The organism is Nocardia sp. NPDC049935 (genome assembly GCF_055586645.1).
On record NZ_JBVJHV010000004.1, the window covers coordinates 1 to 25,025 of the forward strand.

The window sequence follows — 25,025 nt, forward strand, 5'->3', positions numbered from 1 at the left end:
GGCGGGGCCCTATTAACCCCGGTTCTTCACTCCCGGCGGTCGGTCGCTGCGCTCCCTCCCTCTGGTCGCTCCAGAACCGGGGCGGGCCCCGCCCGTGGGTGTGACCTGCCCGTAGAGGTCGAGGCCCGTCCTGTGTTTCCGGCCTCGAAGCGAGGCGGTGTAGCCGTGAGTCTCGAGGGCGGAAACACAGGACACAAGGGGGCTTCGACCCTGCGACGCCGGAGGCGGCGCCGACAGAGTTGACGTACCTGGGTGTAGCTGTAACTATGGATTACAGATATGCGCCCGAATCATCGACGAGAGGCAGTGACGATGACGTCCTCAGCCACCACGGTGTCCGACGAGCAGTTGGTCGCCCAGGCCCAGGAGTACGCGGAAAAGCTGTTGCTGCTGTCGGAGGGTTCGGTCAACCGCAACTTCGATCCCTTCGAGGACATCGACTGGGACAATCCCGACTTCGACGCCGACGCCCGCCCCGAGCGCTGGATCCTGCCGATCTCGGGCGATACCGTCGGCCGGCACCCCTGGTATCAGGCGCTGCCGAAGGACAAGCAGATCGCCCTCGGCAAATACCGCCAGGCCAATGTCGCGAAGGTCGGTCTGCAATTCGAGGCCATCCTGATCAGCGGCATGATGCAGCACGTCTTCGGTCTGCCCAACGGTGATCCCGAATTCCGCTACTGCTCCCACGAGATGATCGAGGAGCACAACCACACCCTGATGTTCCAGGAGATGGTGAACCGGATCGGCGTGGACGTACCCGGTATGGGCCCGCTGGTGCGGCAGTTCCGCCATATCGCGGTGCCGGTCGCGGTGGCGTTCCCGAACCTCTTCTTCATGGCGGTGCTGGGCGGCGAGGAGCCGATCGACCACATCCAGAAGGAAGTGCTGCGCTCCGGGGAGGATGTCCACCCCATCATGCGCGGCGTGATGGCCATCCATGTGGCCGAGGAGGCCCGGCACATCTCCTTCGCCCACGAATTCCTCAAGCGGCACGTCCCGGAATCGTCGCGGACCAACAAGTTCGTGCTGTCGATCGCGATGCCGATCGTCATGTGGATCCTGGGTCGCGCGATCGTGACACCGCCCAAGGCGTTCTTCGACGAATTCGATATCCCGAAGAACGTGCGCAAGGAACTGTTCCACGGTTCCGACGACGCCAAGCAGACCTTCAGCGACTACTTCGGCGACGTCCGCACCCTGGCCAAGGAGATCGGCCTGATCAACCCCATCTCCAAGCGGGTCTGGAAGGCGCTGGGGATCGACGGCCACACCACCCGCTACCGGTCCGAGCCGCTGCGCGCCGCGTCCGGCAAAGCGGCCTGAGCCGGCGGTAGCACCTCGATGCCCTACGTCGTCACCCAGTCGTGCTGTAGCGACGCGTCCTGCGTCTACGCGTGCCCGGTCAACTGCATCCACCCCACCCCGGACGAACCCGATTTCCGGACCGCGGAGATGCTCTACGTCGATCCGGCCGCGTGCGTGGACTGCGGCGCGTGCGCGTCGGCGTGCCCGGTGGACGCCATCACCTCGTCGAAGAAACTGACCGACGAGCAGAAGCCTTTCATCGAGATCAACGCCGATTTCTACCGGCAGTCGAGGCCCCGCCCGCTGCTGGCGCCGCCGGTACCGGCCGCGGCCGTCGACACCGCCGGACGCGGCCCGCTGCGGGTGGCCGTCGTCGGCTCGGGGCCGTCGGCGATGTACGCGGCCGACGAACTGCTCACGCAGCCGGATGTGCGGGTGACGGTTTTCGACCGCCTGCCGGTGCCCTACGGGCTGGCCCGCTACGGAGTGGCGCCGGATCACGAGAAGACCCGTCAGGTGTCGGAGTTGTTCGATGTGATGTCGCGGCAGCCCGGCTTCGGGTCCTACTTCGATATCGAAGTCGGGAAGCACATCTCGCACGAGGAACTGCTGGCCTATCACCACGCCGTGGTCTACGCGGTCGGCGCGTCCTCGGACCGCAAACTCGGCATCCCGGGCGAAGGGCTGGCCGGGAATGTCTCGGCCACCGAATTCGTGGCCTGGTACAACGGGCACCCCGACCATCTGGACCACGAGTTCGACCTCTCGCAGCCGCGGGTGGTCGTGGTCGGCAACGGTAACGTCGCGCTGGACGCGGCACGTATCCTGACCACCGATCCGGAGCGGCTGGCCGGAACCGCCATCTCACCGATCGCGCTCGAGGCGCTGCGGCACAGCGCGGTGCGTGAGGTCGTGGTGCTGGGCCGGCGCGGGCCCGCCGAATCCGCTTTCACCGTGCCGGAATTCGTCGGGTTGCTGGGCGCCGACGTCGATATCGCGATCGAGGGTGATCTGCCCACGCTCACCGGCAAGTTGCCCTACCAGCTGGAACAGAAACTGAAACTGCTGCGGCAGGTCGGTGACCGCCCGTTCGGGCAGCGCCGGCGCATCGTCTTCCGGTACCAGAGCGCCCCCGCCCGGATCCTGGGCCCGGACCGGGTCACCGGGATCGAGGTGGAGCGCACCGAATCGGTGACCGGCGAAGACGGCCGGGTGCGCGCCGTCGGTACCGGTGATCTCGATCTGCTGGAGACCGGGCTGGTGCTCACCTCCGTCGGCTACCGGGGTGTGCCCACGCCGGGTCTGCCGTTCGACGAGCAGCGCGGGATCATCCCGAACCGGGCGGGCCGGGTGCTCGACGGGCCGGACGGCGCCGCGGTCACGGGCGCGTATGTGACGGGCTGGATCAAACGGGGGCCCACCGGATTCATCGGTACCAACAAGTCCTGCTCGCAGGAAACGGTGCGGCAGCTGGCCGACGATTTCAACGCGGGCCGGCTCGCCGAACCCGCGGGCAGCGCCGCGGCGTTCGACCGGCTGCTCCGGCAGCGCCGCCCGCAGGCGCGGGCCGCGGGTGCGGTGTCGAACACCGGAAAACCCGTGCGGCGCTTGTTCAGCCGCGCCTGAGCAATCACTTCGCATCCGCCCGCCCGGCGTTGTGCCGGGCGGGCGGTTTTCTTTTTGCCGCATCGAATTGAGCGAAATAGGCTACTGATCGGTTACTGGTTGGTATGCACTGTATTCCGACTATTCCAGTGTCAGTGGGGCTTACGGGAGGACAGTGGTCCGGACAGGGTGCTGTCCGCCTGTGATCGCATCATCTTCGCAGTTCATGGCCGTATGTGTGGAATCCGGCGATATGAACTGCCGGTTTGTTTCCGGGGCGATTATCGGGGATGCGTTCTGTAACTTCGGCTTTCCTTGCCGTTTATTGGATTTCACCGCACCGTTGCAGCTAACCTGTGGTCGCTGTTTGGAAAACGACCGCGCCCATGGCTCTTCGAAGGACGTGGTCTCGGTGCGTTGACGGGATGGCAAATGACTTCTGGGCTGGGCATAAGCATCGGCACGGTGAACGTGGTCTCGGCACGAGTCGGTGCTCAGGGCTCCCGCCCCGCGGTGCGAACCCGGCGAACGGCCGTGGGTTTCGACAGCGGCGGCACCGCGCGGCTCGGCGGAATCACCCGGTTCTCCACGGCGGTCAGCGAATTCGCCGATCTCGGCCGCAACCCGGAATCGGTGTACGTGGACGGGCGGATCTGGTCGCCGGCCACGATCTTCGCCTCGGTGGTGCAGGGGCTGGTCGCCGCGGAGCCGGCCACCGGGGTGGTGGCCACCCATCCGGCCGGATATTCACGCAAACACCTCGAACTGCTGAACCAGAGTCTGGATCTCGCCGGTGTGGGACATGTGCAACTGGTCCCGGAACCGGTGGCCGCCGCGCATTGGCTCGATACCGAGCACGGTCCGCTCGACACCGGATTCGTCCTGGTCTACGACCTCGGCGGTAACAGCCTCGACGTCTCCGTCGTGCGTACCGGACCGGATTGGCCGGACCATCCGGTGGTGGGAAAACCGGTGCGCTCCTACGAATTCGGCGGCCGCCCGCTGGGCGCGCTGATCGCCCGGTGCGCCGGCGATCGCGCCATCGGCCCGGCCGAACCCGCGACCGGGGCGGTATCGCTCATGTCGTTCGTCAACCCCGAGGGTCTGCGCCGCGAACACGTACGGGATTCGCTCGAGGTGGTGCGCAGCGCCGTGCGTTCGGCGGGGGTGTCGCTCTCCGATATCGCCCGGGTGCTCGTGGTGGGTGGCGCGGCCCGGCCGCCGCAGGTCGCCGGGACCCTCGCCGAACTGGGTCTGCCGGTGACGATCGCCGCCGATTCCGGACAGTGCGTGGCCCTCGGCGCGGCCGCGATGGCGGCGGAGAGCGTGGCCGCTACCGGATCGTCGCGGGCCAAACATCCGCCGATCTTCTCGGGCGCGGCCCTGTTCTCCGCCGTGGCCATGTCCGCGGCCACCATCCTCGGCAACGGCCCGGCCGATACCGGTCCGGTGGACCAGGACCGGATTCCGCTGCAGAGCCCGGGCGCGGTCCGGTACGAGATCCACGGGGAAGCGCGGGTGGAGCGCTCCGCCACCGGCTGGACCGTCTCCTACGCGCCGCTCGACCCGGGCGCCCTGGTCGCGCCGGCGGCGTCCTCGCGCCCGTACGGGCCGCCGATGCCGGGAGCGGGATCCGCGGATCGTACGGAACACGCCCGCTCCGACCGGGCCGCCGAGGCGGGCTCCGGGACCCACAACTCGGCCCGCGACAGTCACGAACTGCCCGCGGCGCACCGTGAAGACGAGCCCAGCCGGTTCGCTCATCCGCTGCCCTCGGAACGGCCCGCGACGACGCCGGGCCGGGATCGGGACGAGGGGGCCGGGAGCGCGCCCGGCAGCGGCGCGGGCGACCCGCCCGATTCGGCACCGGACGGGTCGCAGGACGGTGGGGGAGAGCTGGATCCGGGCGGGTCACCGGACGACGGTGGGCCCGGAGGTGCGGGTATACCGCAGATTCCCGCACCCGGGAGCTGGTCCGATGGCGGCAACTGGTCCGATGGCGGTAGCTGGTCCGGTGATCAGGGCGGGTGGTCGGCTCCGGGGGCCGGAGATCCGGGGCCCGGATCCGGGGACGGGGCGGGTTCGGAGGCGGGTGATCAGGGCGGGGCGACAAGCGGGACCGGTGGCGATTCCGGCGCCGGCGGGTCGGATTCCGGTTCCGGCGGTTCCTCGTCCGGCGGGGGTTCGGATTCGTCGTCCGGGCACGGCGGCGATTCGGGTCACTCCGGAGGTGGCCGGGGCGGTGATTCCTCCGGTGGAGGTGACTCCGGCGGTTCCGATTCCGGCGGTGATTCCGCCGGAGGAGGCTCTTCCGGAGGCGATTCCTCCGGGGGCGGCGACTCATCCGGGGCCGGCGATTCCTCCGGCGGCTCGAAATCCACCTCCGGCGGTTCGGATTCGGGCGGCTCCCGTTCCGGCGGCGGCGACGGCGGTTCATCACGGGGTGGCTCGTCGCGGGGCGGGTCTCGCAACTGATATCGGTGGTCCCCGGCCTTTCCCGCGAAAACCCCGTGCCACCCCGGGGTAGGCGCGGCACAATCGATTCCGTGGAGGTTGACGGGGGCCCGCCGCGGCTGATCGCGCTGGATGTGGACGGCACACTGCTGAAAACCGGTACGCCGGTGAGCGACCGGGTGGTGCGGGTGGTGCGCGCGGCCGTGGCCACGGGTACGCATATCGTGGTGAGCACCGGCCGGACCATGGTCACCACGCGGCCGGTACTGGAGGAACTCGGCCTGGTCCGGGGGCACGCCATCTGTTCCAACGGGGCCGTGCACCTGGATATCGAGCGCACGGATCCGGTCGCGGTCCATCATTTCGATCCCGCGCCCGCGGTCGCCGCGCTGCGGAAACTGTTCCCGGAGATGATCTTCACGGCCGAACGGGTGGGGCAGGGGGTGTGGGCCACGGGCGCGAGCCCGGGCGAGTACTACCCGGGCGGTGAATACCTGGTGGTCGACGATCTCACCCTCGGCAGCGAACCGACGCCGCGCCTGAACTGCTGGTGGCCCGAGGGATCCACCTCCGAGATGCGCCGGCTCATCGACGAACTGGCCATACCGGATATCAGCTGGGTATACGGCGAGTTCGGGCCGTGGCTCACCATCTCCCGGCACGGGATCTCCAAGGGCTGGGCCCTCGAACGGTTGCGCGCACTACTCGATATCCCGCGGGCCGCGACGCTCGCCATCGGTGACGGGTTCAACGATCGGGAGATGTTCGCCTGGGCCGGGCATTCGGTGGCCATGGCGAACGCCCCGGCCGAATTGCACGAGGTGGTCGACGAGGTCACCGCCGATGTCACCGCGGACGGCGTGGCGGCGGTCCTGGAACGCTGGTTCTGAGCGGTGCCGGTCAGGCGGAGAGAGGTAGCGCGCGGGTGAGCGCGGAGTCGTAGCGGTCCCAGACGATATCGGCGGTCAGCGGGTCCGGCCCGAGAACCGCCGCGTGCGGGAGGCCGGGTGCCTGGGCGCGCAACCGGTCGGTGAGCAACCCCGGCGCCAGGAACCACGGCGCCACCAGCACCTGGTCGGCGCCGCGGGCGCGCAGCCGGGCGGCCGCCCGCGGCAGCGCGGGATCCGCGGTCGCGAAGCATACTTCGGTCGGCAGCCCGGTCCGGGTCGCGAGCCGCCGGGCCACCCGGGCGGTGGCGCGGTTGGCCGCGTCCGAGGACGATCCGACCGCGGCCATCGCGATCCCGACCCGCTGCCGGGCGGGATCCCACCCGTTGTCGGCGCAGGCGGTCCGAACCCGATCGCGCAAGACCTCGAGCAGGCGAGGATCCGCGCCGAGTACATCGGCCTGCACCGGGTGCAGCCGCGGATTCCGGGCCGACGCCTCGGCCAGGAGCGCGGGCAGATCCACCCGGGCGTGGTACGCGCTGCCGAGCAGCAGTGGCACCACCACCGCACGGGTCTGCCCGGTTGCCGCGACGGAATCGAGAACCTGCCCGACCGAGGGCGCGTTCAGGTCGAGAAACGCCAACCGCGCCGGTATCTCCGGGCGGGCGGCCCGGATCCGCTCCAGCAGCGCGGTGACCGTGGCGGCCGAGCGGGGATCCCGGCTGCCGTGGGCCACCGCGAGCAGAGTGGGTGGCATCAAGCCTCGGATCCGACCTCGACCGCGGTGAGCACATCCCCGACCAGTCCGGCCGCGAGAGTGTTCCCGCCCGCCGGATCGATCAGCAGGAAACTGCCGGTGTGCCGGTTGGTGCGGTAGTCGTCGGCCGCGATCGGTTCGGCGACCCGCAGTGAGATCCGGCCGATATCGTTGAGCGCCAGGGATTCCGGGGCCGGATCGGCTGCCAGCCGCTGCTCGTCGAAGCGTTCGGTGAGCGCGCCGACGATGGCCTGGGTGGTGCGGGTGCCGTGCTTGAGCAGCAGCCGCGCACCCGCGTGCAGCGGTTTGTCGCCGAGCCAGCAGACCGTGGCGTCGAAGGTGTCGACGGGTTCCGGGGCGTCGCCGGGGGAGACGATGGTGTCGCCGCGGGAGATATCCACCTCGTCGGTCAGGATCAGCGTGACACTGCGACCGGCCTGGGCGACGGCGAGTTCCCCGTCGGGGGTGTCGATCCGCTCCACCGAGGTGCGGATACCCGAGGGCAGGACGACGACCTCGTCACCGGGGGCCACCGACCCGGCCGCGATCTGCCCGGCGTAGCCGCGGTAGTCCGGGTATTCGGGAGTGCGGGGCCGGATCACGTACTGCACCGGGAACCGCAGGCCGACGGCGTGCTCGCCGGAGTTGTCGGCATCCACCGGCACCGATTCGAGATGCTCGATCAGCGACGGACCGCTGTAGTACGGGGTCTTGTCCGACCGGGCGGCGATATTGTCGCCGTGCAGCGCGGAGACCGGGATCTCCAGCACATCCTCGTCCGACCAGCCGAGGGTGCGGGTGAGCTGGGAGAACTCCGCGGAGATCTCCGCGAACACCTTCGCCGCCGCGGCCTGCTGCGCCTGCTCGCTGGGCTCGTCCTGCCCGACCAGGTCGATCTTGTTCACCGCCAGCACCAGTTTCGGCACGCCCAGCAGCGCCAGGACCGCGGCATGGCGGCGGGTCTGCTCGATCACGCCTTTACGGGCGTCGACGAGCAGGATCACCAGTTGCGCGGTCGAGGCGCCCGAGACGGTGTTGCGGGTGTACTGCACGTGGCCCGGGGTGTCGGCCAGCACGAACGACCGCTGCGGGGTCGCGAAATAGCGGTAGGCGACATCGATGGTGATGCCCTGCTCGCGTTCGGCACGCAGCCCGTCCACCAGTAACGACAGGTCCGGAGTGGACAGGCCCTTGTCCACCGACGCCCGGGTCACCGCGTCGATCTGGTCGGCGAGCACGGATTTGGTGTCGTAGAGCAGACGTCCGACCAGCGTGGACTTGCCGTCGTCGACAGAACCGGCGGTGGCCAGCCTCAGTAGGTCGGACATATCAGAAGTAACCCTCTCGTTTACGGTCTTCCATGGCGGCTTCGGAGACCCGGTCGTCGCCACGGGTCGCACCGCGTTCGGTCAGCCGGGAAGCGGCGACCTCGGCCAGGATGGCCTCGTTGTCGGCGGCGTCGGACAGGATTGCGCCGGTGGTGGAACCGTCGCCGACGGTGCGGTACCGCACCGAACGGGTCTCGAGCACCTCGCCGTCGTCGGGTCCGCCCCAGCTGCCGGGGGTCATCCACATCCCGTCGCGCTGGTACACCGGGCGCTGGTGGGCGTAGTAGATGGTGGCCAGTTCGACGTTCTCGCGGGCGATATAGCGCCAGATATCGAGTTCGGTCCAGTTGGACAGCGGGAACACCCGCACATGCTCGCCCGGCGCGTGCCGGCCGTTGTACAGGTTCCACAGTTCGGGCCGCTGCCGCTTCGGGTCCCACTGGCCGAAGGCGTTGCGCAGCGAGAAGATCCGCTCTTTGGCGCGGGAGCGTTCCTCGTCGCGGCGGCCGCCGCCGAAGACCGCGTCGAACCGGTTCTCGCTGATGGCGTCGAGCAGCGGCACGGTCTGCAGCGGGTTGCGGATACCGTCGGGGCGTTCGGTGAGGCGGCCGTCGGCGAGGTAGTCCTCCACACTCGCCACATGCAGCCGCAGGCCGTACTTCGCCACCACGTGGTCGCGGAATTCGAGCACCTCGGGCAGGTTGTGCCCGGTGTCCACGTGCAGCAGCGCGAACGGCAGCGGTGCCGGCCAGAACGCCTTGAGCGCCAAGTGCAGCAGGACGGTGGAGTCCTTACCGCCGGAGAACAGGATCACCGGGCGCTCGAACTCGCCCGCGACCTCGCGGAAGATATGGATGGCTTCCGATTCCAGCGCGGCCAGGGTGTCGAAATCCGAGAGTCCGATGGAGCGTTCGGTGCTGAGTGCTTTGGTCATGACGCGTGTAACCCGCATTCGGTCTTGGCGAGGCCGGCCCAGCGGCCGCTTCGCGGATCGGATCCCGGCTCCGGCTTCCGTGTGCACGGAGCGCAGCCGATGGACGGATACCCTTCCTCCACCAGGGGATTGACGAGAATCGAATGCTTCTCGATGTAGTCCTGCATTTCGTCGTCGGACCAGGGCGCGATCGGGTTGATCTTCACCAGCCCGAAACCCTCGTCGAAGGAGATCAGCGGGGCGTTGGCACGGGTGGGGGCCTCCACCCGGCGGATACCGGTGACCCACGCGTTGTAGGGCGCCAGGGAATTGCGCAGCGGCACCACCTTGCGCAGGCGGCAGCATTCGCCGGCATCGCGGGCGAACAGATCCTTGCCCAGCAGAGCGTCCTGCTCGTCGACGGTGTGTTCGGGCCGCACGTTGACCACGTTCACCCCGTACACCGCCTCCACGGCGTCGCGGGTGCCGATGGTCTCGGCGAAGTGGTAGCCGGTATCGAGGAACAGTACGTCCACTCCGGGCCGGACCTCGGCCGCCAGCTGGACCAGCACCCCGTCCTGCATATTCGAGGCGACGATATAGCCGCTGCCGAAGTTCTCGTCGGTCCAGCGCAGCAGCTCCTCGGTGGAAGCGTCCGGGCCGAGTTCGGCCGCGCCGCGCTCGGCCAGCGCCTTCAGCTCCTCGGTGCTCAGTTTGGTGGGCAGCTGTTTCTGCTCGGTTGTCACAGTGGGTTCTCCCGTCACCACGCTCGCGGGTTTCATCGCAGATCGGCTTCCTCGGCGCGAACGGCCCACTGCGCGAACCGTTCCCCGCCTTCGCGGTGTTTGACGAAGTTGCGGACCACGCGCTCGATGTAGTCACCGAGTTCGGCGCTGGTCACCTTGTGCTGGCGCAGTTTGCGTCCGAAGGCGCTGTCGAGGCCGAGGCTGCCACCCAGATGAACCTGGAAGCCCTCCACCTGATTCCCGTCACCGTCGTCGACCAGCTGGCCCTTGAATCCGATATCGGCGATCTGGGACCGGCCGCAGGAGTTCGGGCAGCCGTTGATGTTGATGGTGATCGGCACATCGAGCTGGGCGTTGATATCGGCGAGCCGCTGCTCCAGCTCCGGCGCCAGCACCTGGGACCGTTTGCGGGTTTCGACGAAGGACAGTTTGCAGAATTCGATTCCGCTGCAGGCCAGCAGATTGCGCCGCCACACCGAGGGCCGGGCCTGCAGACCCAGCGGTTCGAGTTCGGCGATGAGCTGTTCGACCTTGTCGTCGGCGACGTCGAGCACGATGAGCTTCTGGTACGGGGTGAACCGGATCCGGTCCGACCCGGCGCGCTCGACGGCCTCGGAGACCTGGGTGAGAATGCTGCCCGAGACCCGGCCCGCGATGGGGGAGAACCCGACAGCGTTCAGGCCGTTGCGCAGTCGCTGCACACCGACGTGGTCGATGGGGCGGCTCGGCTTCTCCGGCGCCGGGCCGTCGACCAGTTTGCGCTTCAGGTACTCGTCCTCGAGCACCTGGCGGAACTTCTCGATACCCCAGTCCTTGACCAGGAACTTCAGCCGCGCCTTGGTGCGCAGCCGGCGGTAGCCGTAATCGCGGAACAGCGAGACCACGGCCTCCCAGACCTCGGGCACCTCGTCCAGCGGCACCCACGCGCCGACCCGTTGGGCCAGCATCGGGTTGGTGGACAACCCGCCGCCAACCCACAGGTCCAGGCCGGGGCCGTGCTCGGGATGGTTCACGCCGATGAACGCGACATCGTTGATCTCGTGCACCACGTCCTGCTGGCCCGAGATCGCGGTCTTGAACTTGCGCGGCAGGTTGGAGTACTCCGGTTTGCCGATATAGCGGCGCACGATCTCGTCGATGGCGGGCGTGGGATCGAGGATCTCGTCGAAGGATTCCCCGGCCAGCGGGGAACCCAGCACCACACGCGGGCAGTCGCCGCAGGCCTCGGTGGTCTGCAGGCCGACGCCCTCGAGCCGCTTCCAGATCTCGGGCACGTTCTCGATCTCGATCCAGTGGTACTGGACGTTCTCGCGATCGGAGAGGTCGGCGGTATCGCGGGCGAACTCGGTGGAGATACCGCCGAGCGTGCGCAGCTGCGCGACATTCAGCGCGCCGCCGTCGCAGCGCACCCGCATCATGAAGTACTTCGCTTCGAGCAGATCGATGTTCTCGTCGCCGGTGTAGGTGCCGTCGTAGCCTTCTTCACGCTGGGTGTAGAGACCCCACCAACGGAAGCGGCCCCGCAGATCGCCCTTGTCGATACTGTCGAAGCCGCCCTTGGCGTAGATGTTCTCGATCCGGGTGCGGACGTTGAGGGGGTTGTCGTCCTTCTTGGATTGCTCGTTCGGGTTGAGCGGTTCCCGGTAGCCGAGCGCCCACTGGCCCTCGGCGCGGCGGCGCACCGGCTTACCGGTGCGGGCGCGCGCGGGGCGGGCGGCGGGGGCCTCGGCCTTCGCGGGGGTGGTGGCGTCGGTGCTCGACGTCATGAAGTCGCTCCTGCTGGGTTGGGCTTACGTCCGTGCTGAGGGCGCGAGGGGCTGGACTCGCGCCCGCGGTGTCAGCGGGCCGAAATCCTCGAATGGAATCGCCGGAGAATCCGGGAAGGCGCAGCTGAGCTACCGGGCGGAACCGGGCAGACAACAGGCGCTGCAGACACGCTTGAAGTCGACGTGGCGACGTGCCACAAGTCGTACTCCGGATGCGCGCATGCGACCCATTGTGCCATGCCGGAGCCGGGGTTCCGACCGCCCTACCAGTATTTCCCGCGAACAAGCGGGAAATTCCCTGGTTCTACCGTTCTATTTGTGACGGCCGTCATATTTACGCAGCCAACGGCTCCCGGGACGGATCATCATGACCTCCGCGGTTGACCTGAACTTCGGTCGAGGTTGCAGGCTCGGGGTCATGACGATCGAAACTACGCATACCGCCCACGGCCCCGCCGATATCGACGCCGCGACCGCCGCGATCCACGCGGTGGTCGCCGCGGTCGCGCGCGCCCAGGCCGAGGAGGACGTCGCCGGATTCGCCGGACTCTTCCGGTCCGACGCGATCTGGACCACCGGCCACGGCAAACGTCTCTACGGCCGGGCCGCCATCGCGGAGTTCACCGCACGGGTGCTGCCCGGCGCGAGCGCACACGGTCACGCGACCTATGAGGTCGAGCACATCCTGTTCCTGCGCCCCGATGTGGCGGCCGTCAAGGTCCGGCAGCGCTACGCCGGCGGCGCCGGTGAACCGGCGAGCGAGGGCACGCCCATGTATGTCATGACCAGAGAGGACGGCCGCTGGATGCTCACCGCGAACCAGAACACCCCGGTCGTCGAGGGCTGAGCCGCCCGCGGTCACACTGGAGAGGTGAACCCCGCCGCCACCGCATCGCCCACCGACGCCTCCGCTCCGGTGCTGCGCGATTTCGGTGGCGGTCCCTTCGGCATCTATATCCATGTGCCGTTCTGCGCGACCCGCTGCGGTTACTGCGATTTCAACACCTACACCGCCGGTGAGCTGGGCACCTCCGCCTCCACCGAGTCGTGGGCCGACGCGCTACGCGGGGAACTGGCGACCGCGGCCCGCGAATTCGACGCGCTGCCGAGCGCGACACCGGAGGTGGCGACGGTTTTCGTGGGCGGCGGCACACCCTCGCTGCTGGGCGGCGACGGTCTGGCCGGGGTGCTCGACGCGATCCGGGCGGAGTTCACCCTCGCCCCGGACGCCGAGATCACCACCGAATCGAACCCCGAATCGACGGCGCCGGCGTTCTTCGAACGGATCCGCGACGCCGGATTCACCCGGGTCTCCCTGGGGATGCAATCGGCCGCGCGGCACGTGCTGGCGGTCCTGGACCGCACCCACACGCCGGGCCGCGCCGTCGCCGCCGCCCGGGAGGCGCGCGCCGCCGGATTCGATCATGTGAACCTCGACCTGATATACGGCACCCCGGGCGAACGCGACAGCGATCTGGACGCCAGCCTGGACGCAGTTCTGGAAGCGGGCGTCGACCACGTCTCGGCCTATTCGCTCATCGTCGAGGACGGCACTGCGCTGGCCCGCCGGGTGCGGCGCGGAGAACTGCCCGCCCCCGACGAGGACGTGCTCGCCGCCCGCTACGAACGGATCGACGCCCGGCTCGAAGCCGCCGGACTCACCTGGTATGAGGTGTCGAACTGGGCCGCGGGCGACGCCGCGCGCTGCCGCCACAATCTCGGCTACTGGGACGGCGGCGACTGGCTCGGCGCGGGCCCGGGCGCCCACAGCCACCTCGGCGGAGTGCGCTGGTGGAATGTGAAGCATCCGGCCCGCTATGCCGATCAGGTCGCCGGTGGCGGCCTCCCCGCCGCGGGCTGGGAGGCGCTCACCCGCGACGACCGCTACCTCGAGCGCATCATGCTCACCCTGCGCCTGCGCAGCGGCCTGCCGCTGACCGATCTCGACGCCGCCGGTCACGCGGCGGCGCGGCGTGTATGCGCCGACGGGCTGGTCACGATCATCGGCGACCGGCTGATCCTCACCGATCGCGGGCGGTTGCTCGCCGACGGAATAGTCCGGGACCTCCTCGGCTGAGCGACCGTCTCCGCGCGGTGATCGCCCTTATGCTTTTCGATCATGCGCCCGCGACGTTATCCTGTGCGCCACTACAGACACCGAGTGAACGGGCGGCGCAACTACACTGGTAACGAACCCGGTGGTACGTGAGCCGGGTTCGCGAGACCCGGGCGCCGGCCGGCCACATCGACGCGCGGTAAGGCTAGGAGGTGGGTCGATGTCGAGCACCGAGGATCGGCGCTTCGAGGTCCTGCGGGCGATCGTCGCCGACTATGTCTCCACCAAGGAGCCCATCGGTTCGAAGACGCTGGTAGAACGCCATAATCTGGGCGTTTCCAGCGCGACCGTCCGCAACGATATGGCGGTTCTGGAGGCAGAGGGTTATATCGCCCAGCCGCACACCAGTTCCGGGCGCATCCCCACCGACAAGGGTTATCGCCAGTTCGTGGACCGGATCGCCGAGGTGAAACCGCTCTCGCCGGCCGAACGCAAGGCGATCATGCAGTTCCTGGAGTCGGGCGTGGACCTCGACGACGTCCTGCGCCGCGGTGTCCGCCTGCTCGCCCAGCTCACCCGCCAGGTCGCGGTGGTGCAATACCCGACGGTCTCGGCCTCGACGGTGCGCCACCTGGAAGTGGTGGCGTTGAACCCGGCCCGGTTGCTGCTGGTGGTGATCACCGACACCGGGCGCGTGGACCAGCGCCTCGTGGACCTCGGCACCGTCGTCGACGACGAGGACCTGGCCGCGCTACGCGGCATGCTGGGCGGCGCCATGGACGGGAAGCGCCTGGCCACGGCCTCGGCGGCCGTCGCGGAACTCCCGGAACAGGCGCCGCCGAAACTGCGCGACGTGCTGATCAAGGTCTCCACGGTGCTGGTGGAAACCCTCGTCGAACACCCCGAGGAACGTCTCGTACTCGGCGGCACCGCCAACCTCACTCGCAACGCCGGCGACTTCGGTATCCCGGGGTCGCTGCGCACCGTCCTGGAAGCCCTCGAAGAGCAGGTCGTGGTGCTCAAACTGCTCGCCGCGGCCCAGCAGCCGGGTACCGTCACGGTACGGATCGGCGAGGAGACCCAGGTGGAGGAGATGCGCGGCACCTCGGTCGTCACCACCGGCTACGGCGCCGCGGGCGCGGTCCTCGGCGGAATGGGCGTCCTGGGCCCGACCCGGATGGACTACCCCGGCACCATCGCGTCGGTGGCCGCGGTGGCCCGCTACATCGGCGAAGTCCTCGCGGAACGCTGAGCGCTCACCCAGGGGCCCGCGACCCCGTGCGTGGCGCGCCAGTAGACTCGGCCTTTCGACCGGATAAAGTTGAGTCGACCCGACTAACCCCATCAGCGGGCGGCGACACCCATCACGAGCCACGCGGCCGGCCGAGCGCGCCGGAGCCGTGGACAGCGACCAAGGACTAAGAGAACTCAAGTGGCACGGGACTACTACGGAATGCTCGGTGTCGGCAAGGACGCCTCCGACCAAGAGCTCAAACGCGCCTACCGCAAGCTGGCTCGCGAACTGCATCCCGACGTGAATCCGGACGAGGCGGCGCAGGCGCGGTTCAAGGAGGTGTCCGCGGCCTACGAGGTGCTGTCGGATCCGGAGAAGCGCCGCATCGTCGATATGGGCGGTGACCCGCTGGAGGCCGGCGGCGGCGCGGGCGGATTCAGCGGCGCCGGGTTCGGCGGTCTCGGCGATGTGTTCGAGGCGTTCTTCGGTGGGATGAGCGGTGGCGCCGGTGGTGGCGCCCGCAAGCCCCGCGGCCGGGTGCAGCCGGGCGCCGATTCGCTGGTGCGGACCCGGTTGAGCCTGGCCGAATGCGCGGTCGGGGTGACCAAGCACCTCACCGTGGACACCGCGATCCTCTGCGACCTGTGCCAGGGCGCGGGTACCAACGGCAATTCCAAGCCGGTGCGCTGCGAGACCTGCGGCGGCGCGGGCGAGGTCCAGTCGGTCCAGCGGTCGTTCCTCGGTCAGGTGCTCACCTCCCGCCCCTGCCCCACCTGTCGTGGTGCCGGCGAGACGATCCCCGATCCCTGCCACAAATGCGGCGGTGACGGCCGGGTGCGCGCCCGCCGCGAGATCGCCGCGCCCATTCCGGCCGGAGTCGCCAACGGGATGCGGGTGCGCCTGGCCGCGCAGGGCGAGGTCGGCCCCGGCGGCGGCCATGCCGGTGACCTCTATGTCGAGATCGTGGAACAGCCGCACGATGTGTTCGTGCGCGACGGCGACGATCTGCACTGCACGGTCCGGGTGCCGATGGTCGACGCCGCGCTCGGAACCACCGTGGTGATCGACACGATCATGGACGGGCCCACCGAGTTGAGCATTTCGCCGGGAACCCAGCCCGGAGAGATCTCGGTGCTGCGCGGGCACGGGATGCCCCGGCTGCGCTCCAGCGCCCGCGGCGACCTCATGGCCCATCTGGATATCGTCGTCCCGACCAAATTGGACGGTAAGCAGACCGACCTGCTGCGCAAATACAAGGGGCTGCGGGCCAAGGACAAGGCCGAGGTGATGTCGGCGCAGTCCGAACACAACAGCGGCCTGTTCGCCCGGTTGCGGGCGTCGTTCAGCGGACGCTGAGGCCATGGCCGCCACGGTCTTCTACCTGGACGAGATCCCGGAACCCGGGGGCGTCGCGCTGCTGGACGGGCCCGAGGGCCGTCATGCCGCGACGGTGCGCCGGATCCGGGCCGGGGAACCGATCACGCTGTCCGACGGCCGGGGAGTGGTGGCGCGTACGGAGGTCGTGGCCGCGCAGAAGGACCGCCTCGAACTGCTGGTGCACGACCGGGAGCGCGCCGCGCCCGCGTCCCCGGCGGTCACGGTGGTCCAGGCCCTGCCGAAATCCGAGCGTTCGGAGCTGGCGGTGGAATTGATGACCGAGGCCGGGGCGGATCTGATCGTGCCGTGGCAGGCCGCGCGCTGCGTATCGAATTGGGAGACCAAAGCGGACAAGGGCGTGGCCAAATGGCGGACCGCGGCGCGGGGCGCGGCCCGGCAGTCGCGGCGGGCCTACATTCCGGAGGTCACCGCCCTGCACCGGACACCGGCGGTGGCCGACGCCGTCCGGGCCGCGAAGGCCCAGGGTGCGGTGGTCGCCGCGCTGCACGAATCGGGGACCGCCGCGTTCACCGAGCTGCCGTGGGCGGCGGCGCCGGCCGCGATGCTCATCGTGGGCCCGGAAGGTGGACTCGACGATGCCGAACTGACGGCACTGGCCGGGGCCGGGGCCGATGTGGTGCGGCTGGGTCCCACGGTGCTGCGCACCTCGACCGCGGCGGCGGTGGCGCTGGGCGCGCTCGGAGCCCTGACCGCGCGCTGGTGAACGCGGCGCCGGCGCGCGGGTGAACGTCGGGTGAAACCGTGATCCTCCCGCTCCGCGGCGCTGTGGGCAGCCGATATTCCACTGGGACGTGCCGGGGCCGAGAGTTAGACTCTGGGCAGCGACAGAATTCGCACCCAGCTCCATCAGCGTGCATTACCGCAGCTCCGAGACCGGAAAGCAGGCCATAGCGACTACGTGCGATCACAAGGCGATATCGGCGATCAGAATCCCTCCCCGGCCGGGAACGGCACTTCGGAGCCTCCGGCCCGCACCGTCCGCTCGAGTATCGAACTCGCCCCGGAATCGGTTTTCCCCTTCCTCGGATCCGCCGACGAGAACCTCCGCGAGCTGGAAGAACTGCTATCCGCCGATGTGCACGTACGCGGCAACCTGGTCACCCTGACCGGACGCGCGGGCGATGTGGCGCTGGCCGAACGCGTGATCGAGCAACTGGTGGCCCTGACCGGCCGGAACCGGGTGATCACCCCCGAAGCGGTACGTCACACCGTCTCCATGCTCACCGAGGGCAGCGCCGAATCCCCGGCGGAGGTTCTCAGCCTGGACATCCTGTCCCGGCGCGGGAAGACGATCCGGCCCAAGACGCTCAACCAGAAGCGCTATGTCGACGCGATCGACGAGAACACGATCGTATTCGGGATCGGCCCGGCCGGTACCGGTAAGACCTATCTGGCCATGGCCAAGGCCGTGCAGGCCCTGCAGACCAAGCAGGTCAACCGGATCATCCTCACCCGCCCCGCGGTGGAGGCGGGGGAGCGGCTGGGCTTTCTGCCCGGCACCCTCAACGAGAAGATCGACCCGTATCTGCGCCCGCTCTACGACGCCCTGCACGACATGATGGACCCCGAGGCCATCCCCAAGCTGATGGCGGCCGGTGTGATCGAGGTCGCGCCCCTGGCGTACATGCGCGGGCGTGCCCAGCCGCTGTTCACCAAGGTCCTGACGCCGGAGGGTTTCCGGCCGATCGGCGATCTGGAGGTCGGTGATCTGGTCGTCGGGTCCGACGGTCGGCCCACCCCGGTGCTCGGGGTGTACCCGCAAGGACCGAAGGAGATCTACCGGGTCCATACCCAGGACGGTGCCTCGACCCTCGCGTCCGCGGATCATCTGTGGTCGGTCTACACCAGAGACGATCGTCGCCGCGGCAAGCCGCCGCGGGTTCTCGAGACCCGAGAGATGGTGGGTAACCTGCGCGCGGCCCACTACCACCGCTACGAGCTTCCGCTGCTCGGCGCGCCGGTGTGTTTTCCGGAGACGCCGGTGCCGATGGATCCCTATGCGCTCGGGCTCCTCCTGGGTGATGGATGCCTGACGGGCAAGACCACTCCATCGTTCGCCACGAACGATCCGGAACTCGTGCAAGAGCTTGTGGCGGCGGTACCGGGAATCGCCGTGCGGCGGGTATCCGGCGTGGATTACGTGCTGAGGCGGGACCGGCAGGCCGGTGAGCCGGTGACGCTGGAGAACCCGATCACCGGGGTGGCCAGGCAGCTGGGTCTGGCAGGGACCCGTTCGAATACGAAGTTCGTTCCCCGGGAATACCTGTACAACGACGTGTCGGTGCGACTCGCAGTGCTGCAAGGACTGCTCGATTCCGACGGCGGCCCCGTAACGCAGTCGGCGCGGACATGCCGGATCCAGTACACGACGGTGTCGGATCGCCTGCGCGACGACGTCCTCTTCCTGGTGCGTTCCTTGGGCGGCGTCGCCTACACCCGGGTCCGTGCGGCGCAGGGCCGTACTCCCGGAATGGCGAAGGGCCGGCCGGTGCACTATCGGCACAACGCGCACGTCATCGATATCCGGTTGCCGGCGGGGATCGAGCCGTTCAGGCTGGCTCGCAAGGCGGAGAAGTACGCGGCCGGCGGTGGTAGGCCGATGCGTTTCATCGACCGGATCGAGCCGGCGGGGACCGAGGAGGCGGTGTGCATCCAGGTCGCGGCGCAGGACTCGCTCTACGTGACCGAAGACTTTCTGCTCACCCACAACACGCTGAACGATTCGTTCATCATTCTGGACGAGGCGCAGAACACGACCGCCGAGCAGATGAAGATGTTCCTGACCCGACTCGGATTCGGGTCGAAGATCGTGGTCACCGGCGATGTCACCCAGGTGGATCTGCCGCACGGGTCGCGGTCGGGGCTGCGGGCGGCCAGTGAGATCCTCACCGATATCGAGGATATCCATTTCGCCCAGCTCACCAGCAGCGATGTGGTGCGGCACCGGCTGGTGTCGGACATCGTGGACGCCTACGAGAAGTTCGAATCGGAAACGCGTCCACCGGTAGGGCCGCCGCATATGTCCGGGAACCGGGCCCAGCGGCGGGCGGCGGGCCGGACCGCGCGCCGGTAGCGTCCGATGCCGGGACGCGCTCCGGTTCGGGTGTGCGGTCCGGGACGGGGCGGCGCCTCCGCATTCGTCGTGGCGGCGCCCGGACGTCGGCTGGGTTCTCGCCGGCGCCACCCTTTAGGCTGACCAGGTGAGTATCGAGATCGCCAACGAGTCGGGTATGGAAGTTCCCGAGGAAGACCTGGTGGGCGTCGCCCGGTTCGTGATCGGCCGGATGGACGTCCACCCGGCCGCCGAACTGTCCATGGTGCTGGTCGATCTCGACACCATGGCCGACCTGCATATGCGCTGGATGGACCTGCCCGGGCCCACCGACGTCATGTCGTTCCCGATGGACGAGCTGGAACCCGGTGGCCGCCCCGACAGCCCCGAACCGGGGCCCTCCATGCTCGGCGATATCGTGCTCTGCCCCGAGTTCGCCCTGGACCAGGCCGCGAAGGCCGGGCATTCCCTCGACCACGAACTGGCACTGCTGACCGTGCACGGTGTCCTGCATCTGCTCGGCTACGACCATGCCGAACCGGCCGAGGAGAAGGAGATGTTCGGCCTGCAGGCCCGGCTGCTCGAGCAGTGGTACGAGGAACTGCGTGACGCGGCCCGGCGGGCCGAACTCGCCGCCCGCGATGCCCGCCTGCTGGGCAAAACGGGTTTCGCGGCGCCCGACGAAGGGCGTTCGTGGCCGGGTGACGCGCACGCGTGAACGAGATGACCCTGCTGCTGTTCGCCGCGTTGCTCGCTGCGGTCGGCGGAGTGTTCGCCGCGGTGGATTCGGCGCTGAACACCCTGTCACCGGCCCGGCTCGACGATATGGCGCGCAGCGAGCGTCCCGGCGCGGTGCGGTTGAGCCGGATCGTCGACGACCGGCCCCGCTATGTGAACCTGATGGTGCTGTTGCGCATCCTCTGCGAGATCACCGCGACCGTGCTGCTGGCCGCCGCGCTGAGCAGTTTTCTCGACAGCGGCTGGGCGCTGCTGGTGACGGCGGTGGCGATGGTGCTGGTGTCCTACGTGGTGATCGGGGTCGGGCCCCGGACCCTGGGCCGCCAGCACGCCTATTCCATCGCTCTGGCCGCGGGACTGCCGCTGCAGTTCATCGGCGCGCTGCTGGGACCGGTGAGCCGGTTGCTGATCCTGCTCGGTAACGCGATCACCCCCGGTAAGGGTTTCCGCAACGGCCCGTTCGCGTCGGAGATCGAGTTGCGCGAAGTGGTGGATATGGCGCGCGAACGCGGTGTGGTCGCCGACGACGAGCGCCGCATGATCCAGTCGGTGTTCGAACTGGGCGACACCATCGCGCGCGCGGTGATGGTGCCGCGCACCGAGATGGTCTGGATCGAGGCCGATAAATCGGTCGCGCAGGCGATGTCGCTGGCGGTGCGCAGCGGGCACTCCCGCATACCGGTCATCGGGGAGAACGTCGACGACATCCTGGGTGTGGTGTACCTGAAGGATCTGGTGCCCTACGCCGATCGCGGTCGCAGTGTGCGGGTGCGCGAGGTGAAGCGCGACGCGGTGTTCATGCCCGATTCCAAACCGCTCGACGATCTGCTGGACGAAATGCAGCGCCGCCGCAACCATATGGCGCTGCTGGTGGACGAATACGGCGGTATCGCTGGACTGGTCACCATCGAGGATGTCCTCGAGGAGATCGTCGGCGAGATCGCCGACGAATACGATACCGACGAGACCCCGCCCATCGAGGAGATCGAACCGGGCCGGTACCGGGTTTCGGCCCGGCTACCGGTCGCCGACCTGGGTGAGCTGTACGGTTTGCCGATCGACGAGGAAGAGGTCGACACCGTCGGCGGCCTGCTCGCGCACGAACTGGGCCGGGTGCCGCTACCGGGCGCCGAGGTCGTCGCGCACGGTCTGGAACTACGTGGTGAGGGCGGCGCGGACGCCCGTGGCCGGGTCCGGGTGCACACCGTGGTGGTGGGCCGGGCGCCGGAGCAGAATTCGGAAACCGATCCGGGATCGGAACGGGATCGCCCGTCCACCCGACAGGACGAGGGAGCAGGCGATGAGTGAACTGGATACCGAGGACAACAAGCTGGTGGTGCTGGCCCGGGGTGCGCTGGGGCGGACGGGCGGATCGGGGGGCGCCGCGATCCGCGATACCGACGGCCGCACCTACGCCGCGGGGGAGGTCGGGTTGCAGGCACTGCGGTTGACCGCCCTGCAGTCGGCGGTCGCGGCGGCGATCTCCAGCGGCGCCGAGGGTTTCGAAGCGGCGGTGGTGATCGGCGGGAAATTCGCCGACGCCGGGGTCGCGGCGGTGCGGGAGGTCTCGGCCGGCGCCCGCATCATCTTCGCCGACGCCGCCGGTACGGTATTCGATATCGCCGAGGGTTACGAGGCCAGTGATGCCTGAGAGCGGTGAGTTCCGTTCCGGTTTCGTCTGTTTCGTCGGCCGGCCCAATACCGGTAAATCGACGCTGACCAATGCGCTGGTGGGCGCGAAGATCGCGATCACCAGTTCGCGCCCGCAGACCACCCGGCACACCATCCGCGGCATCGTGCACCGCGAGCACACCCAGCTCATCCTGGTGGACACCCCCGGGCTGCACCGGCCCCGGACACTGCTGGGGCAGCGTCTCAACGATCTCGTCCGCGATACCTATTCCGAGGTGGATGTGATCGCGCTGTGCATTCCGGCGGACGAGAAGATCGGCCCCGGCGATCGCTGGATCGTGCAGCAGGTCCGGCAGATGGCTCCCAAGACCACCCTGATCGGTGTGGTCACCAAGATCGACAAGGTGGGCAAGGAGCAGATCGCCCGCCAATTGATGGCGGTCTCCGAACTGCTCGGCCCGGAGGCCGAGGTGGTTCCGGTGTCGGCCACCAAGGGTGAGCAGATCGAAGTGCTGGTGAACGTGGTCGCTGCCGAGATGCCGCCCGGACCGGCCTTCTATCCCGACGGCGAGCTCACCGACGAGCCTGAGGAAACCCTGATGGCCGAGCTCATCCGGGAAGCCGCGCTGGAGGGGGTCCGTGACGAGCTGCCGCATTCGCTGGCGGTGGTGATCGAGGAGATCCTGCCCTACGAGGAGCGCGAGGACATGCTCGATGTGCACGCGCTGCTGTATGTGGAACGGCCGAGCCAGAAGGCCATCATCATCGGCAAGGGCGGCGGCCGGCTGAAAGAGGTCGGGACGAACGCGCGCAAGCAGATCGAGCACATCCTCGGCACCCGGATCTATCTGAACCTGCACGTGAAGGTCGCCAAGGATTGGCAGCGCGATCCCAAACAGCTGGGCAAGCTCGGCTTCTGATCCCCGGGCTCCGTGATCGCGGCGCCGGAGTTCCTGTCGGAGCCGTCTGCGAAGCTGTGGCGATGCTGCCCGCCGCCCGCGTTGTGTCCGATCTCGTCTCCGCGATCGCCCCGGTCGACGAGACCGAACAGGCGCATCTGGCCGAGGCCGCCCGCTGGGTGCACGGCACCGGCGATCTCTTCCGCCGCCGGAAGCCGGATGTGCCACCGCGCCATCTGGTTTCGTACCTCGCGGTGGTCGATCCGGGGAACACCGCCGTGTATCTGGTGGATCACCGCCAGGCGGGTCTGTGGTTGCCGCCGGGCGGACATGTCGAACCCGGGGAGCATCCGGTCCGCACCGCGTGCCGCGAAATCGAGGAAGAACTCGGTATCACTGTCGATCTCACCGCGATGACCGAACCGCTCTTTCTCACGATCACCACCACGGTCGGGGTCCACGGCGGCCACGAGGACGTCAGCCTCTGGTATGTGGTCACCGTCGATCGCGATACCGCTTTCACTCTCGACCCCACCGAGTTCCGCGGTGGCCGGTGGTGGAGTATCGACGAGATCGGCGCGGCCGACCCGGCACTGTTCGATCCGCATCTCGGCCGGTTCCTGGCGAAATTGCGCGGCGACGCCCGATCGATGCACGCATGGCGTATCGAGGAGCGGGAATACGCGCGGCAGGAGGCCCGCCGCGGCCGCCGGTTCGCCTATCCGGACCTCGATCCCCGGCGCACGGCGCTGGTCGTGATCGATATGGTGCCGATGCACGTATCGGAGAACGCCTACTGTCGCGGCATCGTGCCCGGTATCAACCGGCTGGCCGGGGCGCTGCGGGCGGCGGGCGGCACGGTCGCCTGGGTCGTCCCCGAACCCGGCGAGCCCACCCCGCACGCGGTCGAGTTCTTCGGCCCGCGGGTGGCCCGGGTATTCAGCGGTTCGGGGGTGACGGAAACTCCGGAGCAGCGGATATGGCACGAACTCGAAACCCGTGATCACGATCTTTTCGTCGAGAAATCCGCCTACAGCGCCTTCTTTCCCGGCCGCTGCCCGCTACCCGAACTGCTCGGCGAACGGGGCATCGATACCGTGCTGATCACGGGAACGGTCACCGATGTGTGCTGTTCGGCCTCGGCGCGTGACGCGAGCACCCGGGGTTTCCGGGTGCTCATGGTGGCCGATGCGAACGCGGCCCGCCGCGATCGGGACCACAACGCCACCCTGCACACCATCTACCGTTCGTTCGGCGATGTGCGTCCGGTGGCGGATGTGGTGCGCATGATCGACGCCGGCCCCGAACTGCCGGAGGCCGGCGCCTGTGGCCGTTCCGACCCGGACACCCGCGATGTGGCCGGACCCGTCGAGGATCGGCCACACCAGGTGTGACAACAGGTCACGAGCCGAGTACGAGGACTCGATCACCATTCGTTCGGTCAGAGGGAAGCAGTTCCGCGAGGCCGGCGGTACCGGCGGGTGTGATGTGGACGCTGCGGGGGACACTGCCCCTCGTGATCCACTCGAGGTCGAAGAGCCTGGTGGTGATCGCGGTGCCGAGCGGGCCGGCGAGATGATGGGCTTGTTCGGTCCAGTCGACGCAGTAGCGGAGCGGCTTCGTGGTGGTCAGGCGGCGGTCGTCGATACCCCACGCGCCCAGGGCCCGGGCGCCGATGGGTGTGAGCCTATAGCGGTCGCCTCTACCGGGTGCGGACAACCGGTCACCGGTGACTTCGGGATGATGATGCCCGTCGCCTCCACTGATCCAGCCCGCCGCGATGAACCGCTGGAAGAGATCGACACCGGCCTCCCCGGCCAGATGGCGATAGCAGGTTCTGGCGGTCCGGACCGCGTGGGCGCGGGTATGGGCGCGCAGTGAGGTGATCGTGGTGAGCGGCGCCAGGTTCGCGAGCGCTTCCAGGACGCCTTCGACCTCCGCGCCGGCGAGCCGGTAGTAGCGATTGCGGCCCTGCTGTTCGACCGAGACCAGACGCCGGTCCAACAACAACGCCAAGTGGTTGCTGATCGTGGAGGCGGAGACACCGGCTTCTCGGGCGAGCCGCCCGGCGGTCAGCGCGCGCCCGTCGGCCAGCGCCATCAGCACACGCGCGCGCCGGGGATCCGCGAATGCCGACGCGATGCCCGCGATATCCGGTTCGCCCGGGGCGGCACGGTTCTCTTCCATGACCCGATGCTACGAGCGGATCCTTTCGATGTCCGCTGAAGTATTCCGGGCCCACGATCGTCGGC

Annotated in this window: 22 protein-coding genes; 15 read left to right on the forward strand and 7 right to left on the reverse strand. The window is 68.7% G+C overall.

From position 1 onward, the window contains the following. Positions 1-312: 312 nt before the first annotated feature. From ACZ6SF_RS16670 to ACZ6SF_RS16685, 4 genes are all read left to right on the forward strand, one after another. Positions 313-1,326 (forward strand): AurF N-oxygenase family protein, encoded by a 1,014-nt coding sequence (locus tag ACZ6SF_RS16670; RefSeq protein WP_466063020.1) that lies wholly within the window; start codon positions 313-315, stop codon positions 1,324-1,326. 18 nt (positions 1,327-1,344) lie between these two features. Next, positions 1,345-2,934, forward strand: a complete 1,590-nt coding sequence (locus ACZ6SF_RS16675; protein WP_466063021.1) for an FAD-dependent oxidoreductase — start codon at positions 1,345-1,347, stop codon at positions 2,932-2,934. Between the two features lie 513 nt (positions 2,935-3,447). Beyond that, complete coding sequence (locus ACZ6SF_RS16680) at positions 3,448-5,388, forward strand: Hsp70 family protein (protein WP_466063022.1); 1,941 nt, start codon at positions 3,448-3,450, stop codon at positions 5,386-5,388. A gap of 71 nt (positions 5,389-5,459) precedes the next feature. Further along, positions 5,460-6,257, forward strand: coding sequence for an HAD family hydrolase (locus ACZ6SF_RS16685; RefSeq protein ID WP_466063023.1), 798 nt, complete (start codon positions 5,460-5,462; stop codon positions 6,255-6,257). Positions 6,258-6,267: 10 nt separating this feature from the next. On the opposite strand, the gene ACZ6SF_RS16690 is transcribed toward ACZ6SF_RS16685, so the two are convergent. The 6 genes from ACZ6SF_RS16690 to ACZ6SF_RS16715 form a co-directional block, all read right to left on the reverse strand. Further along, on the reverse strand, positions 6,268-7,011 hold the full coding sequence (locus ACZ6SF_RS16690; protein WP_466063024.1) for a sirohydrochlorin chelatase: 744 nt from the start codon (positions 7,009-7,011) through the stop codon (positions 6,268-6,270). Then, positions 7,011-8,339 carry a sulfate adenylyltransferase subunit 1 gene (locus ACZ6SF_RS16695; protein WP_466063025.1) on the reverse strand — a complete coding sequence of 443 codons (1,329 nt, stop codon included), beginning with the start codon at positions 8,337-8,339 and terminating at the stop codon, positions 7,011-7,013. Before ACZ6SF_RS16695 ends, ACZ6SF_RS16690 begins: the two co-directional genes overlap by 1 nt. Position 8,340: 1 nt before the next feature. Continuing rightward, complete coding sequence (gene cysD / locus ACZ6SF_RS16700; protein ID WP_466063026.1) at positions 8,341-9,273, reverse strand: sulfate adenylyltransferase subunit CysD; 933 nt, start codon at positions 9,271-9,273, stop codon at positions 8,341-8,343. Further along, complete coding sequence (locus ACZ6SF_RS16705) at positions 9,270-10,034, reverse strand: phosphoadenylyl-sulfate reductase (protein ID WP_466063027.1); 765 nt, start codon at positions 10,032-10,034, stop codon at positions 9,270-9,272. The genes cysD and ACZ6SF_RS16705 overlap by 4 nt, the downstream gene beginning before the upstream one ends. After that, positions 10,031-11,764: a nitrite/sulfite reductase gene (locus ACZ6SF_RS16710; RefSeq protein ID WP_466063028.1), complete on the reverse strand. Its 1,734-nt coding sequence runs from the start codon at positions 11,762-11,764 to the stop codon at positions 10,031-10,033. The genes ACZ6SF_RS16705 and ACZ6SF_RS16710 overlap by 4 nt, the downstream gene beginning before the upstream one ends. A gap of 129 nt (positions 11,765-11,893) precedes the next feature. Then, positions 11,894-11,995, reverse strand: coding sequence for an Ms4527A family Cys-rich leader peptide (locus ACZ6SF_RS16715; protein ID WP_450002885.1), 102 nt, complete (start codon positions 11,993-11,995; stop codon positions 11,894-11,896). Positions 11,996-12,182: 187 nt separating this feature from the next. On the opposite strand from ACZ6SF_RS16715, the gene ACZ6SF_RS16720 reads away from it, so the two are divergent. The 11 genes from ACZ6SF_RS16720 to ACZ6SF_RS16770 all read left to right on the forward strand — a co-directional run bounded on the left by ACZ6SF_RS16720 (position 12,183) and on the right by ACZ6SF_RS16770 (position 24,167). Beyond that, positions 12,183-12,611: an SgcJ/EcaC family oxidoreductase gene (locus ACZ6SF_RS16720; protein ID WP_466063029.1), complete on the forward strand. Its 429-nt coding sequence runs from the start codon at positions 12,183-12,185 to the stop codon at positions 12,609-12,611. A 24-nt stretch (positions 12,612-12,635) separates the two neighbouring features. Continuing rightward, a complete protein-coding gene (gene hemW, locus ACZ6SF_RS16725; RefSeq protein WP_466063030.1) occupies positions 12,636-13,841 on the forward strand; it encodes a radical SAM family heme chaperone HemW in 1,206 nt (401 codons plus the stop codon). A 199-nt stretch (positions 13,842-14,040) separates the two neighbouring features. After that, complete coding sequence (hrcA, locus tag ACZ6SF_RS16730) at positions 14,041-15,072, forward strand: heat-inducible transcriptional repressor HrcA (protein WP_466063031.1); 1,032 nt, start codon at positions 14,041-14,043, stop codon at positions 15,070-15,072. 180 nt (positions 15,073-15,252) lie between these two features. Continuing rightward, on the forward strand, positions 15,253-16,410 hold the full coding sequence (gene dnaJ, locus ACZ6SF_RS16735) for a molecular chaperone DnaJ (RefSeq protein WP_466063032.1): 1,158 nt from the start codon (positions 15,253-15,255) through the stop codon (positions 16,408-16,410). A gap of 4 nt (positions 16,411-16,414) precedes the next feature. After that, on the forward strand, positions 16,415-17,155 hold the full coding sequence (locus tag ACZ6SF_RS16740) for a 16S rRNA (uracil(1498)-N(3))-methyltransferase (RefSeq protein WP_466063033.1): 741 nt from the start codon (positions 16,415-16,417) through the stop codon (positions 17,153-17,155). A gap of 213 nt (positions 17,156-17,368) precedes the next feature. Then, positions 17,369-19,525, forward strand: a complete 2,157-nt coding sequence (locus ACZ6SF_RS16745) for a PhoH family protein (protein ID WP_466063602.1) — start codon at positions 17,369-17,371, stop codon at positions 19,523-19,525. Positions 19,526-19,652: 127 nt separating this feature from the next. Continuing rightward, positions 19,653-20,222, forward strand: a complete 570-nt coding sequence (ybeY, locus tag ACZ6SF_RS16750) for an rRNA maturation RNase YbeY (RefSeq protein WP_450004103.1) — start codon at positions 19,653-19,655, stop codon at positions 20,220-20,222. 5 nt (positions 20,223-20,227) lie between these two features. Continuing rightward, positions 20,228-21,550 (forward strand): hemolysin family protein, encoded by a 1,323-nt coding sequence (locus ACZ6SF_RS16755; protein WP_466063603.1) that lies wholly within the window; start codon positions 20,228-20,230, stop codon positions 21,548-21,550. Then, positions 21,543-21,893: a cytidine deaminase gene (locus ACZ6SF_RS16760; protein WP_466063034.1), complete on the forward strand. Its 351-nt coding sequence runs from the start codon at positions 21,543-21,545 to the stop codon at positions 21,891-21,893. Before ACZ6SF_RS16755 ends, ACZ6SF_RS16760 begins: the two co-directional genes overlap by 8 nt. Beyond that, complete coding sequence (gene era, locus ACZ6SF_RS16765; protein WP_466063035.1) at positions 21,886-22,794, forward strand: GTPase Era; 909 nt, start codon at positions 21,886-21,888, stop codon at positions 22,792-22,794. Before ACZ6SF_RS16760 ends, era begins: the two co-directional genes overlap by 8 nt. Positions 22,795-22,856: 62 nt before the next feature. Further along, positions 22,857-24,167, forward strand: coding sequence for an isochorismatase family protein (locus tag ACZ6SF_RS16770; RefSeq protein ID WP_466063036.1), 1,311 nt, complete (start codon positions 22,857-22,859; stop codon positions 24,165-24,167). A 7-nt stretch (positions 24,168-24,174) separates the two neighbouring features. Here the strand turns inward: ACZ6SF_RS16770 and ACZ6SF_RS16775 are convergent, their stop codons facing one another. After that, positions 24,175-24,960: an ArsR/SmtB family transcription factor gene (locus ACZ6SF_RS16775; RefSeq protein WP_466063037.1), complete on the reverse strand. Its 786-nt coding sequence runs from the start codon at positions 24,958-24,960 to the stop codon at positions 24,175-24,177. Between the last annotated feature and the right edge of the window lie 65 nt (positions 24,961-25,025).

What these genes read in the sequence shown, in the direction of transcription:
- ACZ6SF_RS16670 (WP_466063020.1), top strand. Translation starts at nt 313, where the DNA reads ATGACGTCCTCAGCCACCACGGTGTCCGACGAGCAGTTGGTCGCCCAG.
- ACZ6SF_RS16675 (WP_466063021.1), top strand. Translation starts at nt 1,345, where the DNA reads ATGCCCTACGTCGTCACCCAGTCGTGCTGTAGCGACGCGTCCTGCGTC.
- ACZ6SF_RS16690 (WP_466063024.1), bottom strand. Translation starts at nt 7,011, where the DNA reads ATGCCACCCACTCTGCTCGCGGTGGCCCACGGCAGCCGGGATCCCCGC.
- ACZ6SF_RS16695 (WP_466063025.1), bottom strand. Translation starts at nt 8,339, where the DNA reads ATGTCCGACCTACTGAGGCTGGCCACCGCCGGTTCTGTCGACGACGGC.
- cysD (WP_466063026.1), bottom strand. Translation starts at nt 9,273, where the DNA reads ATGACCAAAGCACTCAGCACCGAACGCTCCATCGGACTCTCGGATTTC.
- ACZ6SF_RS16705 (WP_466063027.1), bottom strand. Translation starts at nt 10,034, where the DNA reads ATGAAACCCGCGAGCGTGGTGACGGGAGAACCCACTGTGACAACCGAG.
- ACZ6SF_RS16710 (WP_466063028.1), bottom strand. Translation starts at nt 11,764, where the DNA reads ATGACGTCGAGCACCGACGCCACCACCCCCGCGAAGGCCGAGGCCCCC.
- ACZ6SF_RS16715 (WP_450002885.1), bottom strand. Translation starts at nt 11,995, where the DNA reads ATGGGTCGCATGCGCGCATCCGGAGTACGACTTGTGGCACGTCGCCAC.
- ACZ6SF_RS16720 (WP_466063029.1), top strand. Translation starts at nt 12,183, where the DNA reads ATGACGATCGAAACTACGCATACCGCCCACGGCCCCGCCGATATCGAC.
- hrcA (WP_466063031.1), top strand. Translation starts at nt 14,041, where the DNA reads ATGTCGAGCACCGAGGATCGGCGCTTCGAGGTCCTGCGGGCGATCGTC.
- ACZ6SF_RS16740 (WP_466063033.1), top strand. Translation starts at nt 16,415, where the DNA reads ATGGCCGCCACGGTCTTCTACCTGGACGAGATCCCGGAACCCGGGGGC.
- ACZ6SF_RS16755 (WP_466063603.1), top strand. Translation starts at nt 20,228, where the DNA reads ATGACCCTGCTGCTGTTCGCCGCGTTGCTCGCTGCGGTCGGCGGAGTG.
- ACZ6SF_RS16760 (WP_466063034.1), top strand. Translation starts at nt 21,543, where the DNA reads ATGAGTGAACTGGATACCGAGGACAACAAGCTGGTGGTGCTGGCCCGG.
- era (WP_466063035.1), top strand. Translation starts at nt 21,886, where the DNA reads ATGCCTGAGAGCGGTGAGTTCCGTTCCGGTTTCGTCTGTTTCGTCGGC.
- ACZ6SF_RS16770 (WP_466063036.1), top strand. Translation starts at nt 22,857, where the DNA reads ATGCTGCCCGCCGCCCGCGTTGTGTCCGATCTCGTCTCCGCGATCGCC.
- ACZ6SF_RS16775 (WP_466063037.1), bottom strand. Translation starts at nt 24,960, where the DNA reads ATGGAAGAGAACCGTGCCGCCCCGGGCGAACCGGATATCGCGGGCATC.